Consider the following 23,011-nt stretch of genomic DNA (forward strand, 5'->3'; position numbering starts at 1 on the left):
TCCTCTTTAGTCCAGTTAAGTATTCAGGAACAGTTCCTATTTTCTTTCTCCTGTTTATTAACACACGATGAACTCCATTAAAAACATAGAAAAAGGTATTGATTTTCTCTTGATGAATAACCCAGCAGTATCAACTGCTGGGCTGAATAAATTATTTGATGATTTTTACATCAAATCCTTGGCATTGGTATCTCCTAAACCTGTTTTAGCAACAAATTCAATTAACTGTGATAACAATCCTTTATCTTTTGACGATTGTGAGTCGTTCATTAACTTAAACAATAAAGAAGAAACGGTAAAGTTTTTAATATCCTCTGATCCTAATCCAGATTGAGCAATTAATCCTTTTATCTTATCTACAACAGTACTCCCATCTTCTGTATTCATCAATTGATTTTTTACCTCATTAATGACAGTACTTTTATCTGAGTATTGATCGATAGCTTTGGCATTTGAAATCGCTCCCATAATCTTATCAAAGAATACTGGCTCTCCACCAACGATATCGATATTTGCTGATTTTAAAGCACTTGACAACACTTCTGCTTGAGCAGCTGCAATATCTTTTTGGATATTAATTTGTGCTAATTCTATTTCTTTTTCTTTAGCTAATTTCAACTTAAACTCTTCATGCTCTTTACCTACACCATCAAGTTTTTTCATAGCTGCAGCTTTCTCCTCAATTCCTTTTGCTTCTGCTTCAAACTTTTTAGTCATTACATTCGCTTCTGTTAAGCCTTTTTCTTCCTGCGCTTTAGCTTTAGCTTTGATAACGTCAGCCTCTGCAACACCGATATTTGTATTCGCTTTGGCTTGAGCCATTGACTTCATCTCAATTCCTTTCGCTTCTGCTTCTGCTGTTGCTTCAATCACAGCTGCCTGCGCATTTCCTTGTTCTTCGGTTCCTTCTGCTTTAGCTTTCATCACTTTAGCTTCCGACAATCCAATTGCTGCTTTTTGAGTAGCTTCGGCATCTGCTAAAATTTTAATTGCTTCTGCTTCTTGATTAGCTGCTTGCATTTTAGCTTCTGCATCTATAATACGTTTCTTTGCTTCATATTCGGCTGCTTGTTGTGATGCTTCGGCTGCTTTTATTTGTTGAACTAATTGCTCTTGAGCTAATTTTTCAGCATTGGTAATTGCAACCGATTTTAAACGATCTGCTTCTGCAAATGCTTTGGTATCTTTTATTTTTTCTTCTTCATCAACAACTGTCTTTTCAATTGCAACACGTTCTCTAATCGTTTCTTGAATGTTTTTACGTTCTACCTCTATTGCTTTTTCTTTTTCAATTTGAGCTAAGGTCACAATACGTTCTCTTTCGTTCATTTCAAGCGCTCTATCTTTTTCTACACGCTCGGCCTCCACAGCCATTGTTCGCTCTTTATTCTTTTCTGCTACAACAATTTGTCTGTTTTTATTCTCCTCTGCAACTTGAACTTCTTCGTCGGTAGCTATTCTAGCTTTTTCAGCTTTAAGACGCTCTTCTTGATTAACCTTTTCTATTTCAGCTGATTCTCTAGCTTTGATATTGGCAATTTCACGTGCTTGCTTCTCTTCTTTTTCAGCCAATTGACGTTCCATTTCCAAAATAGCTTCTCGTGTTTCTACATTTTGCTGTGTGATGATTTTTTCCTCATCTCTTTGGATTTGATTAGCTAAAATCTTTTGTTTAGCTGTTAACTCTGTAATTTTCTTAATCCCTTCAGAATCTAAAATATTATTTGGACTTAGTGCATTGATATTTGTTTGCTCTAAATAATCAATTGCTGCATCATCTAATCGGTAACCGTTTAAATCTGTTCCAATAATATCGATAATGGCTAATTTAAATTTTTCACGTTCGTTGTATAAATCAACAAAATCGATCTGCTTTCCTACGGTTTTTAAAGCTTCAGAAAACTTTGCTTCAAACAGTTCTATTATTGCTTGTTTTGATGCTGCTCTAGCACATCCAACTGATTGTGCAACCTTTATCACATCTTCTATTGATTTATTTACGCGAACAAAAAAAGCTACTTTAATATCAGCACGCATATTATCGGCACAAATTAAACCATCCGAACCACTACGTTCAATGACAATGTTCTTTAAGGAAATATCCATGATCTCTAATTTGTGTAAAACGGGGATCACTAAAATACCTCCAAACGAAACCTTGGTTCCGCCAACACCTGTTCGCACTAAAGCTTGCCCTTGTGCAGCTTTTTTATAAAACCTAGAAATAATTGCAAAAGTCCCTAATAAGACTACTGCGATAACAATTGTAACAACTACAAAAACGTTTCCAAATAACTCTGATGTATCCATGTTTTTTATCTATTTATTTTTTATTAATGATTATACTTTTCTACGAGGAAATAATCCTCTTCTTTAATGTGGTCTAAGACCAAAACTTTATCTCCTTTTTTTACAGACGCTGCACTTTCGTGTGTTTTAATAAAAATGGTAAAGAATGACTCTCCAACCATTACATCTGCTTGTCCTTTTTGAGTTGAACTAGCCCCTAATCGAACCTCTCCAATAGCGCCAATAAGATCATCTTCATCACTTTCTTTTTCTAATACTGCAAATAGTTTTACAAAAGGTGTTGTAAAGATTTTTGCAACAAATAAACTCACAATAAAGATGGGAACTAACAAGGCTAAACTGAGGAGGAATGAAGTATTTCCTAAAATGTGATTAGACATTACCGACAACACCCACATTGGTATAGCCAAAAAAGTTAAAAACACCATAAAAGGAATTTTACCCAAATTAAAAAAGGCTAATATTTTATTTAAGGCAAATAAATTTGAGGCTGAATTCCCTTCTACTTCAATATCTGCATCCACATCTATGTCAGCGTCTATCTCTACATCAAAGTCTAAAAAATCGGTATCAACTGCTCCGATCAAGACAATCAACCAATAGAACAGTACCAACACAAAAAGGGTTGTCGGGATAAAATTTACTCCCGAAAAAACAATATTTATTAATTCGTTCATTGTTCTTTTTATTGATGTGAGAAATTAATCAAATCAGAAGCGTGCTCTGACAATAACAGACTCAAAGAATTTATACTTCCTTCAAGTTCGTTAAGATCTAAATTCTCCAATTGCAAGGTATCTCTAAAAATAACTTTGGTTCCTGTTTCATCTAATGTAAACGCTCCATGAATAATTGTTCTATTTTTTTCTAATAAAAACTTCAATGCCTCGATATTTGAAGCATCTATTTCAAATAAAAATTGTTCTAAAATCAATATGGGGTTGGCACATCCAATCACTAAATTTTGCAATCCAAACTCTGGTTGATTGATTACAAAAACTTCGTCATCTGCATTTTCAAAGGTAATGTTATGCTCCAACTCTATTAAGTAGTTTTTTATCTTTTCGAAATGTGTCTTCATTGGTTTATTTTTATCTTTTTTCTTGTTTATAAATGTAATCTTTTTTTGTTTTGTTTTAGCTTTTTTTCATCATTTCTACTCTGCGGTTTGATTTTATTAATTTTTGTGCTTTTTCTCATTTTTTTCATCCCCCGACATCAATCAATAAATTTTCCAATTTCCTTTTTTGTAGTAGGTATACAACACTGGGTTAAACAAGGTATTGACTGCTGTATTTGTAGTATCCACCATCGGCTTCCCAAACAATGTTATTGCTTTTGAAGCATCATTATTCAACCATTCTAAATCAAGTTTATCATAATCAAAATTAATCATCTTTTGTTTTAGCGCTGTTGAAGAATACTGTTTACTTCCCATAATCCAACCCCACTCTCCCATGGTTAAAATTTGACTATGCAATGGCAATGTATTAAACCCACCTGCTCGCATGCTTTTTTCAACACAATAAAATGCTTTACTAGCATAATAAGGGCTCCCCGCCTGAGTTATTATCGCTCCACTTTTTGTTAATCGTTGACTACATAAGAAGTAAAATTCTCTGGTATATAATTTATTCAAATCTACATTGTTAGGATCTGGTAAATCAATAATAATAACATCATACAATATTTTATTATGTTCTAAAAACTGAAAAGCATCTTCGTGTTTAATCGTTACTTTTTGATGGTTTAAAGCTCCCTTATTCATCTCAAGAAACAACTCATTTTCCTTAGCCAGCTCTGTCATTTTCGGGTCTAAATCAACTAACGTTATCTCTTCTATGTCTTTATAGTTTAACAATTCTCGCACTGCACATCCATCTCCTCCTCCTAATACTAATACTCTTTTTTTGTTTTCTACAACATTAACTACTGGATGCACCAAAGGCTCATGATACATATATTCATCAAAAGAGGATAATTGTAAATTTCCATTAATAAACAACGAGTAATTATCCTGCCATTGAGTCATGACTATTTTTTGATATTGTGTTTCTGTTTGGAACACTATTTTATCTCGATATTTTTTTTGATCTCCATACAACACTATTGGTTTAGCAAAATACAATCCTACAAAAATTACAACTCCAACAACCATAAACCAAACCGTTAATATTTTTCTATATTTTTCACTGATTACTTTTCTTAGGTATAAAAAAGTAAACAATGCTACTGTAAAATTTAACAGTCCTAAGACAAAAGGAGTATATGTTAATCCTAAAAAAGGCATACCTACAAAAGCAAAAAACAATCCACCGACTAAGCTCCCATAATAATCTTTTTCTAAAACTGAAGCTACATTTACTTTTAGCTCTTCAAACTCCTCATTTAATCTTGTTACTAAAGGAATTTCTAAGCCTATTAATAACCCCACAACAATAGACAAGGCGTAAATAAATACTGGAGAATATCTCCCATAGGTAATGTATACAGCTAACGCACAAAAAGAAACTAAAAAGGAAAGAATCAGTTCTAAGTAAATAAACTTAACCAACAACTCTTTTTCTATCAACTTGCTTAACCGACTTCCAAATCCCATTGCAAAAAGCATGGTGGACACAATTAAAGCAAATTGAACTACAGCATTCCCAATAAAATAAGAAGCTAACGTTGATAAGACATATTCTGCTACAATACCACTTATTCCTGTAGCAAACAATGCTATTTTAAGAACTGCCGACTTTCGTTTATTTGTTTGATCTACTACGCTCAATTTATTTTCTTTTTTTAAAGCGTCCAATCCAATAATATAGAGCATCCTACATAAGCAAACGCTTCTACTAATCCTGCTCCAACATTAGGCTTCTCCTGATTCACCAATTCATCTGTTAGTTTTTGCCCTGGCAACAGCAACTTATCTGCCACCACCCTTACAACTGGTAAAATGGCTAATGCAATAACAGAGTTATACAAAATAGAATAAGCCGAAACCTCCCAAGAAATAAAATCTCCTTGAATCCCATGTCTTATCAAATTTGCGATCGATATAATTACCCCAGAATAGGCTATTCCAACAGCAAAGTTATTTTTCTTAATCTCATCTAATAGGCTAAAATTTAATATTGCATTATATACAAAAGTTGAAAGTACAAACATTAGCATTCCTACTCCCCAAAAAATTATTGTACTTAAAAACCCATTGATCACATCATGGTGACTATCTCCCGATACTGCACCATATATAATTAATCCAGTAGCAACAGAAATTGCAGCCTCTAAAACTCCTACCCCAACATTCTGATCTTCAACTAATTCATGCTTTAGATTCATCCTTCTAAGAATCAAGAAGTCATTCAATACAATACTCAAGTTAAGTAATATAATACTAATCAAAGCATACAAAGAAAAATCAGTTAGATCGTCTACCAAATTACCTGTTGTTCCTCCAGTAAGTGCACCTCCCAACGCGATCACAATACCCGACAAGTACCCAACATTGGCAAAAGCAAAAGCAAAATTATCTTGTTCTACCAATTCATGGTTCATATCAATTTCTTTATGCAATAATTGATAAACTTTCCTGCTAACAACTAAAAAAAATAAACTTAAAATTGTATAAGCAAATGTTGCAAAATAACTATCGGGATTTGTAAAAAATTCGTTCATAATTAATTTCCTGGTAATAATTTATCTATTGCAAATGGGTTGATCTTTTTTCCTAAATGCGCTTCAAACTCAAATTTACTCCATCGTTCAATACATATAAACTCGTCTTTTTCATTCCAATACATCCAAGAAGTTAATTCTGACCAGCCTTCTGCCCCTTCTTTTTGATACTCTCCAAAAGCTTCCTCATCTAATTTATACACCTCGCTGTTATAGATTAAGTTTTCAGGAACGGAGGCATAAGTTAAAACTTCATCTTTAAAACGAGGTGCCACCTTAAGGATTTCAGCTGGCACTGTCATATACAATACACCATCATCAGCCACCTCTAAAAAAAGCACCGAACTACCATCGCTGAGTTTATACTCTCTAGATTTAAAATTGTTTTCCCATAGGTAGTGGTAAACCTCTTGTACTACCCAGTTTTTCATATCATACTCCAAAGTAGCCCCAATAGTTAAATTATGAAGTGTTGCCTCAACCGGCTCCTCTTTTTTCTTAAAAAATCCAAACATTTTAATTTTATTTTTTGTTCAAACAAGCTCTTTTCAATGACTTTTACTTTCCAAAGCCACCACCTCCACCGCGGAATCCACCGCCGCCACCTCCAGACCAGCCACCTCCACCAACATGATGGTATCTACCAGAGTTTCCTGTATGAATATATGTTCCATTACAACCTCTAGACATGATGACGATGAAAACAACCAAAATAATCATAAAAAGGATAATCTTAACAGGTGTTGGATTATCATCCCCTCCTCCTTTGTAGGTCGAATTGTAACCGTGTTTACGTTGTAATTTTCTTTCTCTAGCTCTATTCGGATCTCCCGGTGTAACGTTGCTTATTTCTAACTCTTGTACCTTATGACCATGACAAGCTTCTATATCTCCATCCCAATTTTCTACTGAAATAAATTCTTCTCCTTGACTATCGTAATAATCCCATAAATAAAATGACTCCCAATAATTATCTTCATCATTTCTCGCTTCGGAATTAAATTTTTCATTAAAGGAATATGTTTTGCCTTGATATCCAATTGTTGGTATAGGATCTGCATAAGGTATAAAATCAGATGATTTCAGCGGTATATCAATCTCTTTACTAAAAAGTATTTTTAATACACCATCATCCTCTACCTCTAAATACCCTTCTTCATCTCCAGCATATATTTTATATTCTTTGCTGGTAAAATTATTCCCCCATTTGTAATGATATACCTCTTCTACAATCCATGTTTTTAGATTGTAATCAAACGTATAGCCTACTTTAAGCTCTGTTAATTTTGGTTCGAAAGATGAATCACTCATATTATTTGTTAAAACTTGGGGTTAATTGATTAATTGTTCCTCTTTTTACTTCTTTTAACTCCATTATCTCTGCTTCAAATATCGTTTTAATATACGCTAATGCCTCTGTTAATTCATAAGATTCATTACATGTAAAAAAATCTAATGCTACATACTTGTATTCTGGCCAAGTATGAATGGCTATATGACTTTCTTTAATCACAATAACCCCACTTACCCCAATTGGGTTAAAATGATGTATTGTTGTATTCACAACAGATAAACTGGCGATTTTCGCAGCTTCTAATAACGTTTTTTCTACAAGAGCTGTGTCATTGATTTTTTTAGCATCACAACCATGTAATTCAATTAATGTATGAAAACCAAGCGTCTGCATTTATCTTCTCTTTGAAATTCGTTGGGGAGAATATTTCACTAAAGGTTTCCCAGTATATTTTGCCACCACTTTACCTAATTCTAAAGCTTCTTCGTAGTCATCAAACTGACTTATTAATAACCTTCCTAAATGTTTTGGAGTTAGAAAAACAAGATCGTGTTTATAGATATAATCTCCTCCTGTTTCGTAATAACTTTCGGTGTTATCATCATAACTGTCATCATAACTATACCTTTTAGAAATGATACTTATATCCCTGTATTTCACCAAATCATTCTCCTTAGTATATGTTACACCAAAGACATTTAATTGATTTTTAAACGTTTTCTCTTTATAGTTAATTATTATCATTTCTTTTGCAAACAGCATTATTGAACCTGCTACAAATAAAAAAGTTCCAAAGAGAAGAGAGACCCAATTACCTCCACCAAAAAAACTTAAAACTACTGCAAAACCACCAGTAACTAAAAAAGCTGCACCTGTTACCCTATGAGAAATACCAAAACTATATCCTTTATCTATTTTTTTTATCATCAACCTTTAAGTAACTCCAAATGCTTTTAACAATTCGGCTCATCATTTTAAAAAACGGAAAAATAATTTTATCGAAAAAAAATCCGGAAAAAGATGAACAACAATATCTAAAAACAGCTCCAGCAACATTTTATAAAAAGTCTAACAAACCATAGCGTTTGTTAGACTTCTAGTTATTAGAAATTACATTCCCATTTTTTTCTTCAACTCTGCTAATGCATCAGCAGAATCTGCATCAACATTATCTAGAGCGGCATCAATTTCTTCATCTACGCTTTTAGATTGCTCAGCAATATCTCCATAAGCTTCTGCTAACGCTTCTTCTTCGGCAACTTTGTCTTTCATTTTTTCTAACATTGCTATTGTTCCTGTAGAATCTACTTGAGACAATTGCTTGTTGATCTTCTTCGTTGCTTTACTTACTTTCATACGAGCTTTTAATGTTTTCAACTCATTCTCGTATTTACTAATATTTGATTTTACTTTGTTGATATTCGCTTCTAATTGCGCTATTGATTGATCAAACTTTTGAACTTCTGCTTGCGCTCTAGCTCCATTTTCTTTTGCTTGTTGCACTCTTTTTAACGCTTCAGTAGCCAAACGATCTGCTTCAGCAGCATCCATTTTCCCTTCTTTTGCATTATTTAAAAGCGTCATCGCTTTTTTCTCAAAATCCTCAACTTGAAATTTAGATTTATTCAAATCAGCATTTGAACGAATTCTTAACGCTTTAACTTCAGCTAAAGCTTTTAGAGAAGCATCTAAATCTTTCTTTAGATCTCTAATTCCTTGTTCTGTTAATTTTATTGGGTCCTCTAACTTATCTACCAAGTTATGTGCCTCTGATTGTCCTATTTTAAAAAGTCTTCTAAATATACTCATGATTGTCTTTTTTTACGTATTCAAATTATTACTTCGAGAACTCTATCAATTCTCTATTATATTCTGTCATCAATAAACTCAATGAGTTGATTGATCCCTCTATTTCATTTCGATCTAAATTTTCGATTTGTAAGGTATCTCTAAACGAAACTTTGTTCTCGTGCAAAACAAAAGCCCCGTGTACAATATCTCTATTCTTTGTCAACAAACTTTTGTATAACTCAGGTGTTTCATTCTTTACCTCAAAAAGAAATTGCTCCATAATTAATATTGGATCTTCACAGTCTAATACTAAATTAAAAATACCTTCTTCCTCTCTTTCTATTACAAATAGTCCATTTTCTTCGTCTTCCACTTTTATTACATAGTTTAAATCAACTAAATAAGCTTTAATTTTTTGGAAGTGATTTTGTTGTGTTTCCATAAGTCGTAATTAAATTTTTTATAAATCTACAAACAACTAATTAATTTAGCAAGAAAAAACTAATATTTTTTGCATTTATTTTGTTTGACCACATTTTTTACTAACTTTGTTGGCATGTCGACAATAGGAATTAACATCAAAAAAATAAGAAGTGTCAAAGGACTTAATCAAACTGCTTTTGCCAACCTTTTTGGATTAACACGTGCCAACATTGGTTCTTATGAAGAATTAAGGGCTGAACCAAAAATTGATACAATCATCAAGATAGCCACACATTATAAAATACCTATTGATAAATTAGTTAGAAAAGAGTTAACGGTTAACGAAATTTCAAATTTTGATATCTTTTCTAAAGTTCCATCATATCATACAGAAAAACAACCCAAAGGAATCAAACTGGTCAACCAAAATGATTTAAAAGACTATCCTAAACTAAAAAAAGACACTAAATACCTAAGTAACCTTCAATCGATAAACCTACCTATTCAACATATAAAAGCTAAAAATATTATCATTTTTAATGAGGGGAACACTTTATTCTCAGGAAAAGACAGTTTCTATCACGGTGATTTTCTTTATCTTGAGGCTATAGAAAACAAAACCTCAAGCTTTTTGGGAGTTATCGTTGATGCTGAACAATTTCACAAAGGGCTCATTACTATTCACAAAAATAAAATCTCTATACAACCTTTAAACAACAATAACGATAAAAGGGAAATTTTATATACCGATCAACTTGAGATTTGGGAAATAAAAGGAAAGTTTACTACAGAAATTTCGCACGAAAATACACTTGTTACACAATTGAAAAATATCGAAGAGCGATTAAGAAAAATCGAACAAGAAAAATAACAACTATAATCCCTTTATAAAGCCCTCAATCTTAAAAGCTAATTTTATTAGCATACATTCGTTTTTTTTAATTATTCATAGAAATTCGAATCTTCTTTTATATATTTAGCTAAGAAAAAATAAGTTTATGGGATTTTATATTGGCGGTATAATACTGTTAGTTGTAGCAGTAATATTTTTCATCATCCAAAAGAAAAGAAGCGGCAAACTTCATCATATAGAGTACAATGATACAACAAGCATTAATCAAATTGTAGAAAATCACAACGAAATGTCTGGCTCTTTTGGCCCTGGATCATTTAGTCTTTATAGTGAGGTAAAAGGGATTGCTACAGCAAACACCCCTATAAAAACTGAGTTCTCACATCAAGAATGTGTATATTACAAATCTACTGTGACCCGAGAATATGAAGTATTAGAAAAAACAAAAGATGCCAGTGGCAAATCCTCAAAAAGATGGGTAAGAAAGTCTGAAGTTGTTGCTAACAATGAAAATAAGTCTCATGATTTTATGATTAGAGATAATTCTGGGGAAATACTACTCAATACTGAAGGCTCGGAATTACATGCAAAAAAGACGTTTTCAAAATTTGAAGAGGGAGACGACGCTCCTAAGGGAGGATTAAACATTTCAATTGGTAGTTTTTCAATTTCCTCTGGTTCTAATTATAGAACAATTGGTTATAAATATGAAGAGTACGCTATACCAACAAAAACCCCACTTTATGTAATAGGTGATGCCAACGATCGATCAGGTCGATTGCAAATATCAAAACCGACAGATAAGAGACCTTTTATCGTTTCCACCAAATCTGAAGATGAAATAACAAAACAGCTAAGCTCATCAGCCAAATGGATGTTTTACGGAGCTATAGGATGCGCTGTTGCGGCAGGCACATTAATTGTTATTGGAGTGATTAAAAGCTTTTAAATTACTCTGACAAAACCACAATAGGTACAGGAGAATGCATTGTTAACTTTCTCGAAATGCTTTTGTGGAACAATCTTTCAAAAAAGTTTCTTTTACGAGAGACAACTACTAAGAGATTGATATTGTTCGCCACAATATAATCCAAGATTTCTGCTTCATAGTCAGTATTTTCCAGAAACTTAAAGGTATGTTCAAAACCAGTAAATATATCATCTACATCAGCGGCATGCTCTACAAATTTAGTTGGATCAACTTTAGATAAATCTTCCGAGACATTGATTAAATGAAATGCTCCATTTAGCAACCTTGCAAGTTCTTTGACCGACTCAAAAACCCCTATGTTTTTTAAATTTTGTAAGTCTGTAGAAACCGCTATCTTTAACTTATCTTCAAAACGACAATCATATGGTATAGCAATTAACGGAATGTTTATTTCTTGAATTAATGTCGCGGTATTACTTCCAACAAAAGTCTCTTTTAGCCCAGAAGCTCCTGTTGTCCCCATAATCACTAAATCAACATTATAATTTTTTGAACAGTGACTAACTGAAGCTGTTAAATCTCCATTATAGTCAACAGTTTCAATTTTAGCTGCTGGAAACTTTTCTAAGGCCTCGGCTTTTACTTTCTCCAATCCACTTACACTATCTTCTCTCAATACATCTGTCAAGTCGATCATCACAGATGAGTTTGGCACAGCATAAGCATTCAACAGAATAATTTCTGCTTCAAGCTTTTCTGAAAGATTTATAGCATATTCTAACGCATTAAATGCTGCTTTAGAAAAATCAGTTGGAACAAGAATTTTTTTCATTTATTATTAATTTTAATAAAATGTTGTATGTATTTTTGTTTTGAAGAATCAATATCTTACTTGAACTATAACACAGTAAACAAAGATAACAACATAGATAGCAAAAATAATTTGAGAAGCGACAGAGATTTATATGACTTTTGTCAGTATTAAAAAAATATGGAACATCCATCAGACATATTTTCGTCTTTAAGACCTGATAATACTTTACATTGGCTTTCTTTTGTAATTTTTTTATCGGTTGCTATTCTCGCCTATTCAAAACAAAGAAATAACTCCATTCAAATAGCATTAAAAAGCTTTTTTAACATTCGTTTTTTCAAGCAATCCTTAAGAGAAGAAACAAATTCTAGCATTTACTCAGGAAGAGTTCTACTGGTTAACGCTTTCATTACCATCAGTATCACTTTGTTTTATTTCTTATCAGATTTTTCTTCCTTTTCTGGAACAACCTATTTCTTTTTTCTCTTTTTATTTCTATTAACACTACTCTGGTATATCATTAACACAATGATTAAATATGTTATCTCTAAAATAAGTGGACTTAAAGTAATAGAAAATGAGTCCATTCGGTACAATCAATACTTCTTTCAGGTATTGGGTATCTTTTTATTACCAGGTATAATTGGTTTATATTTTTTTCCTCATCAGCTGATGGGTTACAACTTTCAAGATATAGCTGAAAAATATATCATTGTTGCTACTTTGCTATTGCTAGCAAATAAGTTAATACAAAGTATATTTCAAAGCTTTGAAATAAAAATTTCATGGTTTTATATTTTTTTGTACATTTGCACCCTTGAAATTTTGCCGTTATGTATTGGTTTTCAACTCATAATTAATCAAAACCCTATATAACTACAACTTTTCAGGGAAGAATAAAACAGAAATTACTATGCCAATAAAATCTATTTTAGTCTCTCAGCCTCAACCGAAAGCAGGTAAGAACCCTTTTGAAAGTTTAGCTCAAAAAAACAACTTGAAAGTTGATTTTAGATCTTTTATTCACGTAGAGGGAGTTGAAGAACAAGAGTTTAGGAAATCGAGAATTTCTTTGAGTGATTACACTGCTGTTATATTAACTTCAAGAAATGCCGTTGATCATTATTTTAGAATGGCTAAAGAGACAAGGTTTAATGTGCCTGACGATATGAAATACTTTTGTATTTCTGAAGCAGTAGCCTATTACCTTCAGAACTACATTGTATACAGAAAAAGAAAAATCTTTGTTGGAAAACAACGAATTACTGACCTTATTGATGTTTTGAAAAAACAGAAAAAGGAGAAGTTTATCGTTCCATGTTCTGATATTCAACGTTCAATTATTCCAGAACAGTTAGAAAAAGCTGGGTTAGATTTCCAAAACGCTGTATTGTTTAAAACCGTATGTAGCGATTTATCTGACTTAGAAGATGTTAAATACGACATGTTAGTCTTCTACAGTCCATCAGGAATTGAGTCTTTATTTAAAAACTTTCCTGATTTTGTTCAAAATGATACTAAAATAGCTGTTTTTGGTCCAACAACACAAAAAGCTGTTGAAGCCGCTGGACTTCGAATAGATGTAAGTGCTCCTCAACCTGGTACTCCATCGATGACAATGGCCATTGAAAAATACATTAAAGAACAAGGGAAATAGACTATTTATTACTAAATAAACAAAACAAAAGGTCGATTTTAATATCGGCCTTTTTACTTTTGTAGTATGAAGCAAGGTTTAAGTAGAGCGCATAGTCTTAAAAACAAATTAACCATCACTCGTATTTTTAGCAAAAAAGATGGTTTTATCACCTATCCTATCCGGATAAGCTATACAGAAACAAATTCAGCTCTTCCAGTACAGGTTTTATTTTCAGTTCCTAAAAGGAAATTTAAAAAAGCTACTGACAGGAACCGTATTAAACGTTTAATGCGTGAGGCTTATCGATTAAACCAATCCGAGTTTTTAGAGGGCCTACAATCAAAAAATAAAACGATAGCTTTGTATATTGGTTATGTTGGAAAGGAAATACCTAGTTATTCTGTGATTGAAAAAAAAATAAAACTATCTTTAGTTCGTTTATTAAAGGAACTAGAAACCAAAGAGCAATGAAACTCAAACATCTACTTATTTTATTAACGGTCGGTATTGTATTGTCAAGTGGTACAACCTATACGTTATCCTATTATTTTGACGATAAAGATGATGACAATTATTTCGAGATCACAAAAAATCTCAGAACAATGTCTGCTGTATATAATGTTATCAATACTTATTACGTTGATGAACCACAACCAGGAAAAATGATGAAAACAGGTATAGATGCGATGTTAAAATCATTGGACCCATACACTGTTTATATCCCTGAAAGTCAGATAGAAGATTACCGTTATATGACCACTGGTCAATACGGAGGAATTGGCTCATTAATCCAAAAACAAGGAGATCATATTGTTATTTCAGAACCTTACGAAGGCTTTCCTGCTCAAAAAGGAGGCTTAAAAGCTGGTGACATTCTTATTGAGGTAGACGGAGTTTCTGTTGAGGGAAAAGAAACCAGTGATATGAGTAAAATTTTAAAAGGAGGGGCTGGAACAGCATTAACCATCAAATTTAAAAGAGGAGAGGAAACCAAAGAAATTACTCTAAAAAGAGAAGAAGTAAAAATTGCTGAAGTTCCTTACTTTGGAATGATAGATGACGAAGTGGGGTATGTAAAACTAACATCATTTACCAATACAGCGAGTAAAAATATAGGAAAAGCATTAAGAACGCTTAAGGATAGTTTAGGGATGAAAAAAGTAATCCTCGATTTAAGAGGAAATGGTGGAGGTTTATTGCATGAAGCTGTTAATATCGTAAATTTTTGGGTACCCAAAGGCCAATTAGTTGTCGAAACCAAAGGGAGGTTAGAGACCATGAATCGTTCTTATAAAACTCAAAACAATGCTTTTGATGAAAATATGCCAATTGCTGTACTAATTAACGATCGTTCTGCCTCTGCCAGTGAAATTGTTTCTGGTAGTATTCAAGATTTAGATCGAGGAATTGTAATTGGAGAACGCAGCTATGGAAAAGGACTAGTACAACAAACAAAAGACATCAATTTCGGTAGCAAAGTTAAGGTTACTATAGCTAAATACTACACCCCTAGCGGTAGATGCATACAAAAACTAGATTACTCCCACAGAGATGGAAAAGGTAAGGTTCACGAAGTTTCGGATAGTTTAATTCATTCTTTTAAAACGAAGAATGGGCGAACAGTAAAAGATGGTAGAGGTATAGACCCTGATGTTGTTATTGAAGAAGAAATATACAATAAACTAACAGCTGTTTTGGTCACCAAAAATATGCTTTTTGAATATGCTACTCAATATGAACGCGCTCATCCTTCTATAGCTTCGAGCAAAAAATTTGAATTAACAGCTGATGAATATCAAGACTTTATAGCATTCATTAAAAACCAAGAAGACATCAGTTATACCACAGATTCACAGGAGTTATTAGAGCAGCTAAAAGAGGTTGCCAAAGACGAGAAATATTTCAATGAATCTGAAAGTGAATTTAAGCTGTTGTTAGAAAAGTTAACACCGAATTTAGAAAACGATTTAATACGCTATCAGGAAGAAATTAAAGAGTTGTTAGAAAATGAAATTGTATCTCGTTATTACTTTCAAAAAGGAAGGGTAGAGGCTTCTTTAAAGCATGACACATACATTGACAAAGCTTTAGATATTTTGAATAACAACGAAAGGTATGAGCAAATACTTACCGTTCAATAGAGGCAACCTCTAAGTTCCATGGGATTTAAACAAAGTCAAATTTTAACGCTTTTTAAGCTTTACCAAAAAAACTTTTTCCACTATAATTACACGTTTTTTTGTATTGCTTTAGTTGTTGGACTTTCAACTAGTGAAATCATTATGAGTGTGGCTAGTATAAGCCTTGCTATTAATTGGTTGTTAGAAGGACAGTTTAAAAAGAAGTATGCACTTGTAAAACAACGCAAACAACTTCCTAGTCTTTTGATTATTGGTTATTTTTCTTTAACCATCTGGCTCATTAATACTTCCAATTTTGAATATGCGTTTAACGACTTAAAAGTGAAACTTCCTTTGCTCGTTTTCCCTTTGGTTTTAGGCTCTATAACGCTTTCTTTTCAACAAATTCAAGCTATTTTTAAGTTTTTTGTTTTAGGTCTTTTATTTAGTACACTCATTAGTTTTCTGGTTTATCTTGAAATAATTCCTATAAAAAAAGACCTTTCTGACATTAGAAATATCTCCATTTTTATCTCACACATTAGGTTAAGCTTGTTGATTTGTCTTGCTATTGTACTCCTTATTAAACCTACTAAAGGAAACTACATATTCCCACCCATACTAACTATCGGATTTTCATTATGGTTCATTCTATTTTTGTTTATTCTACAAGCCTTTACAGGGTTATTTATATTAGGGGTTCTTTCCATCGTTTTTTTGGCTTACTTAATTTTTAAATCGAAAAACAAACTATTAAAATTATTTGTAACCATCTCTTTTATTGGGATAGGAGCTTTCTTTACGCATAAAGTTTATACGATATACAACAATAACTTTGTAGCTCCCCCAATCATTGTTTCACAACTAGATTACGCTTCTAAAACTGGAGAAGTATATCAATATAAAGTAGAAGATGATTGGCTTGAAAATGGAAATCGAGTCTGGTTATACATTGCCCCAAAAGAGTTAGCAAAAGCGTGGAATGCCAGAAGCACTATTCCTTTTGACTCAACAGATCATAAAGGACAACCAATGTGGGGGACACTCTATCGCTATTTAACTTCAAAAAACCTTAGAAAAGATCAGGAAGGCTTAGAAAAGTTAAGTCATGACGAAATCAGAGCTATTGAGCAAGGAACTACAAACTGTTGTGAAAAACTGAATGGTTTTGATAAAAAGATTAAAGATGTAATTTTTGAATTTGAGAGGTATAGAAATGGACAAAACCCTAATGGGCACTCATTTATTCAAAGAATTATTTATTTAAGAGCTAGCGTTGAGCTTTTTAAACATAATTTCTGGTTTGGAGTTGGCTTAGGAGATGTTCATGATGAATTCTTAACCTATTATGAGGAAAACAATTCTTTATTGAAAGGAAAAAACAGAAAAAGAGTCCATAATCAATACATGAGTTTTGCTGTAGGCTTGGGGGTTTTTGGACTAATTATTTGGTTATTTATCTTGTATTTTCCAATTGTAAAGAAACCTAGAAATAAAAACATTTATTTACTATTCATACTCATCATTTCTTTAAGCTTTCTTACCGACAACACATTAGAGCGACAAGCAGGGGTGATGTTTTTTGCTTTTTTTAATAGTTTATTCCTTTTTCAACCTTTCAAATCTCAAGCATAAAAACTTGTTTTTTAGCACTTTAATTGTATATTGCATACTCTAAAATTTTGATTGAATGAAACAGCTTTACTTTTTGACTTTATTGATATCCCTATCATTTACAGGAACTGCTCAGGTAACTTGGAGTGATGATGTAGCAGAAATAATCTATAATAATTGTGCTGTTTGCCATAATCCTACAGGGATTGCTCCATTTAGTTTAGTTAATTATCAAGATGCTTTTAATTATCGACTCGCGATTTCCCCAGCTGTTGCCAATGGAGAGATGCCTCCATGGACTGCCGACACAAGCTACCAACGTTATGCACATGAACGTATTTTAACTACGGCTGAACGTACAACAATATTAGATTGGATTGCTCAAGGTGCTCCCGAGGGTAATGCGGCCAATACTCCTCCTCCCCCGGTATTTAGCAATGAGGGATTCTTGACGCAAAATCCAGATTTAGAACTGCAAATACCAACCTATACCAGCAAAGCTACATTTGTTCACGATGATTACGTCTGTTTTTCTATTCCAACAGGACTTACAGCTGATAAAAAAATAAAAGCTTTTGAAATCATCCCTGGAAACCCATCGATTGTTCATCATACACTGATTTACATTGACAACGATGGCACTTATCCTACTGATACAACTAGTGGTTTTTGTAATGGCCCAGATCCAGATCCACAAGCTTCAAACTCTAGTCTACTTGGAGGCTATACACCAGGTTCATTACCAACTGTTTTTCCTGGTCAAGGAAACACTAATTTTGGTTATACAATACCTGCTGGTTCTAACATTGTATTTGCAATGCATTATCCAGCTGGTTCTGCTGGAATGCAAGATAGCACCAAAATAAAAATTTATTTTTATGATGATAATGTTAGTATCAGGGAGGTTACAAGTTTACCAGCAATTGCTAATACTAATTTTACTATTCAAGCCAATTCAATAGATACTGTTACTTCAGATTCAGACCCCAACGATTTGCCTATAGACATTTCGGTATTAAGTGTATTCCCACACATGCACTTATTAGGAAAAAGTATTGAAGCTTTTGCTACCACTCCCAACAACGACACTGTAAAGTTTGCACGTATCAATGAATGGGATTTTGATTGGCAAGAGTTCTTGTTTTTCGAATACATCAAAAAAGTACCTGCCAACTCTTCTTTGCATGGAAGAGGGACCTACGATAATACTACCAACAATCATCACAACCCCAATAATCCACCTATAGATGTTAGCTATGGACTTAATACTTCTGATGAGATGTTTTTAGTTTATTTTCATTTTACATTTTATTATCCTGGAGATGAAAACTTAAACCTAGATAGTCTAACATACGACTTTTACTCTGTTGATATCCAAGAACATAACAAGACCTCAAACGTTAAAGTTTACCCTAATCCATCTAATGCTATTACCTCCATAGAGCTTGATAATCATAAAGCTTCAACAACTAGCCTATACATTTATGACATGAGAGGTCAACTGGTTTCGAAACTATTGGATAAAGCAATTCTTCCTAGTGGAAAAAATACAATAACATGGAATGGAGAAGATACTTCGAAAAAGCTGGTAACTCCGGGTATATACTTTTATTCCCTAATCAACAATGGAGAATTAAGTTCTGGTAAAATAATTCGAGTAAAGTAACTCTATTTTTGGCATTAAATTTGTTTTTTGATTTCATAGAAACTAAAAAACTATTGCTATGAAACTTTTAACAACCTTTGCTATATCACTACTAACATTAGGTAGTATTAGCGCTTCGGATGGTGTTTATAACCAACAATTAGAAGCTTCTGCCTTTAAATACAGAACTATTAAAAACACAGCCTTTCAAGCTGGTGAAAAGCTAACATACCGCTTACACTATGGAGTGATTGATGCTGCACAAGCAACTTTAGAAGTCAAGAAAGTGGACCGTAAGATTAGTGGAAGAAGTCTATATCGAGTAATTGGTAAAGGAAAAAGTATTGGTTCTTTTAATTGGTTTTTTAAAGTGGACGACCGCTATGAAAGTTATATTGATGAACAAGGAATTTTCCCTTGGGTATTTATTAGAAGAGTAAATGAAGGGGGGTACAAAATCAACCAAGATTATACTTTTATTCAAAGTAAGGGTAAAGTAAAAGAAGGAGAAAAAGAGTATAAAGCTCCTACAAACGTTCAAGATATGATTTCTTCTTATTACTATGCTAGAACACTAGATTTTTCTAACGCAAAAAAAGGAGACATCTTTGAATTTGATTCATTTGTTGATGGTGAAGTATATCCGCTAAAAATCAAATTCTTAGGTCGTGAAAAAGTAAAAATTAGAAAGGGAAAATATAACGCTTTAAAATTCTCTCCTGTTGTACAAGTTGATCGTATCTTTAAAAATGAAGATGACTTGCAAGTCTGGATTTCTGATGATGCAAACAAAATACCATTACTTGCAAAAGCAAAGATTTTATTTGGATCTATAAAAATGGAATTAACGGCTTATGAAGGTCTTAAAAATGAGCTTTCGAAGATCGAAAAATAAAAAAAGCTCCTTTAAAAGGAGCTTTTTTGTTTACTTATCAAATTGAATACTCCATATTCCTCTAATCTGATTTGCCTCATAACCAATTGCTTCATCATTAGGGTATAAAGATTTTATTCGATTATAGGTCGAATGTTTTAAATCTTGCCCTTGCTCTCCGTGGCATTGTAAACACATTGCATTCGTTTTAATTGGAAAATAGAAATTTACCTTTTCTCCATTTTCTTCAACTATGGGTTTAAACTCCTCTTGGTTGGCTAACATTTTCTTAAAAGAAACGATATGTGCTAATTCTTTAGTATTTGCTTTATTATTAGGGTTTCTTGCTTTATCAGACACTCGTTTAATCGTTGCATTATTGACAATGGCCATACTGTCTGTAATTGAAATTGCTCTCGTATTACAAAACGAAACAGCGCCCTCTGTTCCTTTTGACTGAATAGCTCCCATTAGATTTTTACCCAACTGAGACTTTGTAGAAAATGCATATTTCATCCCTATTTCTGCATAGGTAAGTGGTTGCTGTTCTTTGCCCTCTTTATCTCCATCATGATGCTTCTTATAATGTTCATCAAACCATTCAGGTTTTTCAATTTCATGGGAATATAGATAATCTGCTATGTGAAGAATTGTTTCTTTAGGATAATCGACTTTGGCCATTATTCCAAACTTTTTAATTGCTCCAGGCATTTTAGAATGTTCCTCAACAGGATTATTAATCCATTTTAAAATAGCTGTTTGAAAATCTTCTTTAGCCATCCCCTCTTGCAAATAATGCTTCTTTACGGCTATCATTGGTGGCGCAATTCTCGCATTTTCTCCTGCAGTTGGACTGTGACATGCATTACAATTTAATGCCATTAACTCTTTCCCTGGATGTTCTTCTTGCTTCACATTGGTGATTTGCTCATTGGGTTCAGCTCCACAACTACTCAACAAGAGTATTGAAGAAATGCTATATAAATACTTTCTCATCTTTTTTATTTTCTAGTACCACCGTGTCCAGCAGCAACAACAATTAATATTTTAATGTTTAAATAAAAGAACTTAAACAATTGAATCAACGGATTATGCATCATAAAACGTTGAAAACTAGTGATTTTTCTTGCCATAATCTTTACTTTTTTATTCTGGAATAAGCCACCAAAAAGGCTTCATTTTAGCTTTATATAAAAACGCATAATGTAAAGAAAGTTTTACCCAGTGTCCAGCTAATCCTAAATCTCCGATTGTTTTAGAAATTTGTCTCCCTGTCTCTGGGTATTTATTGTAATCGGGAACAATAGGGTTGGTGGTAATGGTAACCCCTCTACCTTTTAACATTCCATATCCAGTTGAAGCAATACAAGCAGCTCCCATATTTCCCATTGAACCCAAGTGGTGTATATGCTCTGTTCCTGTTTTCACCATCTCTACAATATTATCTGCTACTAACTTTGCCGTAATACCCGAAGGCATACCTGTTCTTGGTGGTGCCGGAAATATTGGTGTTCCATTCTTACTCTTTCTTGGTTTAGAAATAGTATGCGGAGGCGCAAAAGCAATCCCAGGTGCAAAAATATTTTTATAAGAAGGGTTTTGGTATGTTTCTGGCCAATCTTGAACCGACCAATCTTCATAAGGCTTGGGAGTATAATCAGCATCTACTAACATAAAACCATTGAATAGTTTACTTGTGATGTCCTCTCCTTTCTTATCAAAAGCTTTGAACCCATGACCAGAAAATGCAGGAATAAGCATGGCTAAATCATAAGATTCGGACTTAAACTCTCCGTCTAATGTTTCGTAATAAGCAACACCATCCTCTATCTTATTCACTCCTGCTTGAGTAATCCATTGAATACCTCTATCCTCAAAAACCATTTCTATCAGCTCTTTGGAAGGCATTAACTTTCCTCCCATTTTTACTGTAACCCCATCTATCCCAAAATCTCCTAACTCATATTCATTCGATATCCAAGTGATTTCCGCTTGATCTCTTACTTGATGCCTTTTTAACTCTTGCTCTACATTCATGATATACTCAAATGCAGCTCCTTGACAAGTTGATTTGGCATGCCCAGTACCTATTAATATTTTTGCTTTTTGGCCTTTTTTCATTTTTTGAATCAATGCTTCTAATTCTTTCCAAGCGTGCAAAGCATGATCATAAGTACAAACAGACACTGTTTTATTTTTCCCTGGAAGTAATCCTTCTGTGGCTTCAAAATTTAATTTAGGTCCTGTGGCATTAATTAAATAATCATAATCGACTTTAACTTGCTCTCCTTTGCGTTCTCCAGCAACATATTCTGCCAAAACATAACCTTTTTCTACTTCTGGGTCTCCTTCTGGGTGAAAGGTTATTGCTTTTGCTTGAATATAATTAATTCCTTTTTTTTGGTACAATGGCGCCAATGGAAAGATGGTCTGTTTTTCTGTCATACGACCTATTCCAATCCAAATATTGGACGGAACCCACTGATAGTTACTATTCGGGGAAACCATAACGACCTCATGTTCTTTCCCCAAATCTTTCCTTAAATAAGATACTGCTGTATGCCCTGAAATACCTGCACCAACTACAACTATTTTTGCCATAATCTTTGTTTTTAAATCATTGAATGCTACGTTACAAAATGACAATTTTTTGACTCAATAATCAGTAACATTTGTTTCTTAAGCTTTTTTGTAAGACAAAAAAATGCATGTTCGGTTTGAACCAATGTAGGAAAGGAGTGTATAAGTCATCAGATTTTAAAAAATTCTTATTAACTTTACATTTATCAAATACACGAAAAGTATGGAACCAAAGAAAAGCAGCAAAGCTAATATGGAAGGATTCCTTACAAAGATGGGATATACCGCTTTGGGAGGAGTAATTGCTATGGCTGTTGTACTATGTACAATTGAATATCGTCGTGCTGAAGCTGAAATGAAAAAACTAGATTCAGCCAAGCTTTTAGAAGATGAGGAGATTGAGGTGATTGACCTAAGTAATGCACCACCTCCGCCACCGCCACCTCCGCCACCACCA

At 33.2% G+C, this 23,011-nt stretch carries 25 protein-coding genes; 10 read left to right on the forward strand and 15 right to left on the reverse strand.

Annotation, left to right across the window (positions count from 1 at the left end):
* Positions 1 to 165: 165 nt before the first annotated feature.
* From N4A35_09970 to N4A35_10020, 11 genes are all read right to left on the reverse strand, one after another.
* On the reverse strand, positions 166 to 2,310 hold the full coding sequence (locus N4A35_09970; GenBank protein ID MCT4581732.1) for a flotillin family protein: 2,145 nt from the start codon (positions 2,308 to 2,310) through the stop codon (positions 166 to 168).
* Positions 2,311 to 2,333: 23 nt separating this feature from the next.
* Positions 2,334 to 2,987, reverse strand: a complete 654-nt coding sequence (locus tag N4A35_09975) for a DUF1449 family protein (GenBank protein MCT4581733.1) — start codon at positions 2,985 to 2,987, stop codon at positions 2,334 to 2,336.
* Between the two features lie 8 nt (positions 2,988 to 2,995).
* Positions 2,996 to 3,391, reverse strand: a complete 396-nt coding sequence (locus N4A35_09980) for a YbjN domain-containing protein (protein MCT4581734.1) — start codon at positions 3,389 to 3,391, stop codon at positions 2,996 to 2,998.
* Positions 3,392 to 3,532: 141 nt separating this feature from the next.
* Positions 3,533 to 5,083, reverse strand: a complete 1,551-nt coding sequence (locus N4A35_09985) for a polyamine aminopropyltransferase (GenBank protein MCT4581735.1) — start codon at positions 5,081 to 5,083, stop codon at positions 3,533 to 3,535.
* Between the two features lie 14 nt (positions 5,084 to 5,097).
* The gene (locus N4A35_09990; protein ID MCT4581736.1) at positions 5,098 to 5,976 is read right to left on the reverse strand and encodes a DUF350 domain-containing protein; all 879 of its coding nucleotides are present in this window, start codon (positions 5,974 to 5,976) and stop codon (positions 5,098 to 5,100) included.
* A gap of 2 nt (positions 5,977 to 5,978) precedes the next feature.
* Positions 5,979 to 6,491 (reverse strand): DUF4178 domain-containing protein, encoded by a 513-nt coding sequence (locus N4A35_09995; protein ID MCT4581737.1) that lies wholly within the window; start codon positions 6,489 to 6,491, stop codon positions 5,979 to 5,981.
* Between the two features lie 43 nt (positions 6,492 to 6,534).
* Positions 6,535 to 7,287 (reverse strand): DUF4178 domain-containing protein, encoded by a 753-nt coding sequence (locus tag N4A35_10000; protein MCT4581738.1) that lies wholly within the window; start codon positions 7,285 to 7,287, stop codon positions 6,535 to 6,537.
* Position 7,288: 1 nt separating this feature from the next.
* Positions 7,289 to 7,663 (reverse strand): adenosylmethionine decarboxylase, encoded by a 375-nt coding sequence (speD, locus tag N4A35_10005; protein ID MCT4581739.1) that lies wholly within the window; start codon positions 7,661 to 7,663, stop codon positions 7,289 to 7,291.
* Positions 7,664 to 8,197: a DUF308 domain-containing protein gene (locus N4A35_10010; GenBank protein ID MCT4581740.1), complete on the reverse strand. Its 534-nt coding sequence runs from the start codon at positions 8,195 to 8,197 to the stop codon at positions 7,664 to 7,666.
* 183 nt (positions 8,198 to 8,380) lie between these two features.
* The gene (locus tag N4A35_10015) at positions 8,381 to 9,079 is read right to left on the reverse strand and encodes a PspA/IM30 family protein (protein ID MCT4581741.1); all 699 of its coding nucleotides are present in this window, start codon (positions 9,077 to 9,079) and stop codon (positions 8,381 to 8,383) included.
* A 28-nt stretch (positions 9,080 to 9,107) separates the two neighbouring features.
* Positions 9,108 to 9,503 (reverse strand): YbjN domain-containing protein, encoded by a 396-nt coding sequence (locus N4A35_10020; GenBank protein ID MCT4581742.1) that lies wholly within the window; start codon positions 9,501 to 9,503, stop codon positions 9,108 to 9,110.
* A gap of 114 nt (positions 9,504 to 9,617) precedes the next feature.
* Between N4A35_10020 and N4A35_10025 the strand changes: the two genes are divergently transcribed.
* Positions 9,618 to 10,355, forward strand: a complete 738-nt coding sequence (locus N4A35_10025; GenBank protein ID MCT4581743.1) for a helix-turn-helix domain-containing protein — start codon at positions 9,618 to 9,620, stop codon at positions 10,353 to 10,355.
* 127 nt (positions 10,356 to 10,482) lie between these two features.
* Positions 10,483 to 11,286 (forward strand): E3 ubiquitin ligase family protein, encoded by an 804-nt coding sequence (locus N4A35_10030; GenBank protein MCT4581744.1) that lies wholly within the window; start codon positions 10,483 to 10,485, stop codon positions 11,284 to 11,286.
* 1 nt (position 11,287) lies between these two features.
* Here N4A35_10030 and N4A35_10035 read toward each other — a convergent pair whose 3' ends face one another.
* Positions 11,288 to 12,100 (reverse strand): universal stress protein, encoded by an 813-nt coding sequence (locus N4A35_10035; GenBank protein ID MCT4581745.1) that lies wholly within the window; start codon positions 12,098 to 12,100, stop codon positions 11,288 to 11,290.
* A gap of 159 nt (positions 12,101 to 12,259) precedes the next feature.
* Between N4A35_10035 and N4A35_10040 the strand changes: the two genes are divergently transcribed.
* The 7 genes from N4A35_10040 (at position 12,260) to N4A35_10070 (ending at position 19,995) form a co-directional block, all read left to right on the forward strand.
* Entirely contained in the window at positions 12,260 to 12,958 is a 699-nt protein-coding gene (locus N4A35_10040; GenBank protein ID MCT4581746.1) for a DUF4271 domain-containing protein, read from the forward strand.
* Positions 12,959 to 12,995: 37 nt separating this feature from the next.
* Positions 12,996 to 13,739 carry a uroporphyrinogen-III synthase gene (locus N4A35_10045; GenBank protein MCT4581747.1) on the forward strand — a complete coding sequence of 248 codons (744 nt, stop codon included), beginning with the start codon at positions 12,996 to 12,998 and terminating at the stop codon, positions 13,737 to 13,739.
* A 66-nt stretch (positions 13,740 to 13,805) separates the two neighbouring features.
* Complete coding sequence (rnpA, locus tag N4A35_10050; GenBank protein MCT4581748.1) at positions 13,806 to 14,192, forward strand: ribonuclease P protein component; 387 nt, start codon at positions 13,806 to 13,808, stop codon at positions 14,190 to 14,192.
* Positions 14,189 to 15,862, forward strand: coding sequence for a S41 family peptidase (locus N4A35_10055; protein MCT4581749.1), 1,674 nt, complete (start codon positions 14,189 to 14,191; stop codon positions 15,860 to 15,862). The genes rnpA and N4A35_10055 overlap by 4 nt, the downstream gene beginning before the upstream one ends.
* Positions 15,863 to 15,880: 18 nt before the next feature.
* A complete protein-coding gene (locus N4A35_10060; GenBank protein MCT4581750.1) occupies positions 15,881 to 17,476 on the forward strand; it encodes an O-antigen ligase family protein in 1,596 nt (531 codons plus the stop codon).
* A gap of 55 nt (positions 17,477 to 17,531) precedes the next feature.
* Positions 17,532 to 19,121 carry a T9SS type A sorting domain-containing protein gene (locus tag N4A35_10065; GenBank protein ID MCT4581751.1) on the forward strand — a complete coding sequence of 530 codons (1,590 nt, stop codon included), beginning with the start codon at positions 17,532 to 17,534 and terminating at the stop codon, positions 19,119 to 19,121.
* 58 nt (positions 19,122 to 19,179) lie between these two features.
* Positions 19,180 to 19,995, forward strand: coding sequence for a DUF3108 domain-containing protein (locus N4A35_10070; GenBank protein MCT4581752.1), 816 nt, complete (start codon positions 19,180 to 19,182; stop codon positions 19,993 to 19,995).
* Between the two features lie 30 nt (positions 19,996 to 20,025).
* Here the strand turns inward: N4A35_10070 and N4A35_10075 are convergent, their stop codons facing one another.
* The 3 genes from N4A35_10075 to N4A35_10085 are packed head-to-tail and all read right to left on the reverse strand — an operon-like array spanning position 20,026 to position 22,575.
* Entirely contained in the window at positions 20,026 to 20,970 is a 945-nt protein-coding gene (locus N4A35_10075; GenBank protein MCT4581753.1) for a DUF3365 domain-containing protein, read from the reverse strand.
* A 5-nt stretch (positions 20,971 to 20,975) separates the two neighbouring features.
* A complete protein-coding gene (locus N4A35_10080) occupies positions 20,976 to 21,107 on the reverse strand; it encodes a hypothetical protein (GenBank protein MCT4581754.1) in 132 nt (43 codons plus the stop codon).
* Between the two features lie 13 nt (positions 21,108 to 21,120).
* Entirely contained in the window at positions 21,121 to 22,575 is a 1,455-nt protein-coding gene (locus N4A35_10085; protein ID MCT4581755.1) for an NAD(P)/FAD-dependent oxidoreductase, read from the reverse strand.
* 232 nt (positions 22,576 to 22,807) lie between these two features.
* Between N4A35_10085 and N4A35_10090 the strand changes: the two genes are divergently transcribed.
* The coding region (locus tag N4A35_10090; protein MCT4581756.1) for a hypothetical protein at positions 22,808 to 23,011 on the forward strand (204 nt) is incomplete at its 3' end.

The sequence above is a fragment of the Flavobacteriales bacterium genome, assembly GCA_025210295.1.
Taxonomy (GTDB): Bacteria; Bacteroidota; Bacteroidia; order Flavobacteriales_D; family Parvicellaceae; genus S010-51.

Bases quoted from the DNA above. Each gene is read 5' to 3' on its own strand.
- N4A35_09970 (MCT4581732.1), bottom strand. From the start codon at position 2,310: ATGGATACATCAGAGTTATTTGGAAACGTTTTTGTAGTTGTTACAATT.
- N4A35_09975 (MCT4581733.1), bottom strand. From the start codon at position 2,987: ATGAACGAATTAATAAATATTGTTTTTTCGGGAGTAAATTTTATCCCG.
- N4A35_09980 (MCT4581734.1), bottom strand. From the start codon at position 3,391: ATGAAGACACATTTCGAAAAGATAAAAAACTACTTAATAGAGTTGGAG.
- N4A35_09990 (MCT4581736.1), bottom strand. From the start codon at position 5,976: ATGAACGAATTTTTTACAAATCCCGATAGTTATTTTGCAACATTTGCT.
- N4A35_09995 (MCT4581737.1), bottom strand. From the start codon at position 6,491: ATGTTTGGATTTTTTAAGAAAAAAGAGGAGCCGGTTGAGGCAACACTT.
- N4A35_10000 (MCT4581738.1), bottom strand. From the start codon at position 7,287: ATGAGTGATTCATCTTTCGAACCAAAATTAACAGAGCTTAAAGTAGGC.
- speD (MCT4581739.1), bottom strand. From the start codon at position 7,663: ATGCAGACGCTTGGTTTTCATACATTAATTGAATTACATGGTTGTGAT.
- N4A35_10010 (MCT4581740.1), bottom strand. From the start codon at position 8,197: ATGATAAAAAAAATAGATAAAGGATATAGTTTTGGTATTTCTCATAGG.
- N4A35_10015 (MCT4581741.1), bottom strand. From the start codon at position 9,079: ATGAGTATATTTAGAAGACTTTTTAAAATAGGACAATCAGAGGCACAT.
- N4A35_10020 (MCT4581742.1), bottom strand. From the start codon at position 9,503: ATGGAAACACAACAAAATCACTTCCAAAAAATTAAAGCTTATTTAGTT.
- N4A35_10025 (MCT4581743.1), top strand. From the start codon at position 9,618: ATGTCGACAATAGGAATTAACATCAAAAAAATAAGAAGTGTCAAAGGA.
- N4A35_10030 (MCT4581744.1), top strand. From the start codon at position 10,483: ATGGGATTTTATATTGGCGGTATAATACTGTTAGTTGTAGCAGTAATA.
- N4A35_10035 (MCT4581745.1), bottom strand. From the start codon at position 12,100: ATGAAAAAAATTCTTGTTCCAACTGATTTTTCTAAAGCAGCATTTAAT.
- N4A35_10040 (MCT4581746.1), top strand. From the start codon at position 12,260: ATGGAACATCCATCAGACATATTTTCGTCTTTAAGACCTGATAATACT.
- N4A35_10045 (MCT4581747.1), top strand. From the start codon at position 12,996: ATGCCAATAAAATCTATTTTAGTCTCTCAGCCTCAACCGAAAGCAGGT.
- rnpA (MCT4581748.1), top strand. From the start codon at position 13,806: ATGAAGCAAGGTTTAAGTAGAGCGCATAGTCTTAAAAACAAATTAACC.
- N4A35_10055 (MCT4581749.1), top strand. From the start codon at position 14,189: ATGAAACTCAAACATCTACTTATTTTATTAACGGTCGGTATTGTATTG.
- N4A35_10060 (MCT4581750.1), top strand. From the start codon at position 15,881: ATGGGATTTAAACAAAGTCAAATTTTAACGCTTTTTAAGCTTTACCAA.
- N4A35_10065 (MCT4581751.1), top strand. From the start codon at position 17,532: ATGAAACAGCTTTACTTTTTGACTTTATTGATATCCCTATCATTTACA.
- N4A35_10070 (MCT4581752.1), top strand. From the start codon at position 19,180: ATGAAACTTTTAACAACCTTTGCTATATCACTACTAACATTAGGTAGT.
- N4A35_10075 (MCT4581753.1), bottom strand. From the start codon at position 20,970: ATGAGAAAGTATTTATATAGCATTTCTTCAATACTCTTGTTGAGTAGT.
- N4A35_10080 (MCT4581754.1), bottom strand. From the start codon at position 21,107: ATGGCAAGAAAAATCACTAGTTTTCAACGTTTTATGATGCATAATCCG.
- N4A35_10085 (MCT4581755.1), bottom strand. From the start codon at position 22,575: ATGGCAAAAATAGTTGTAGTTGGTGCAGGTATTTCAGGGCATACAGCA.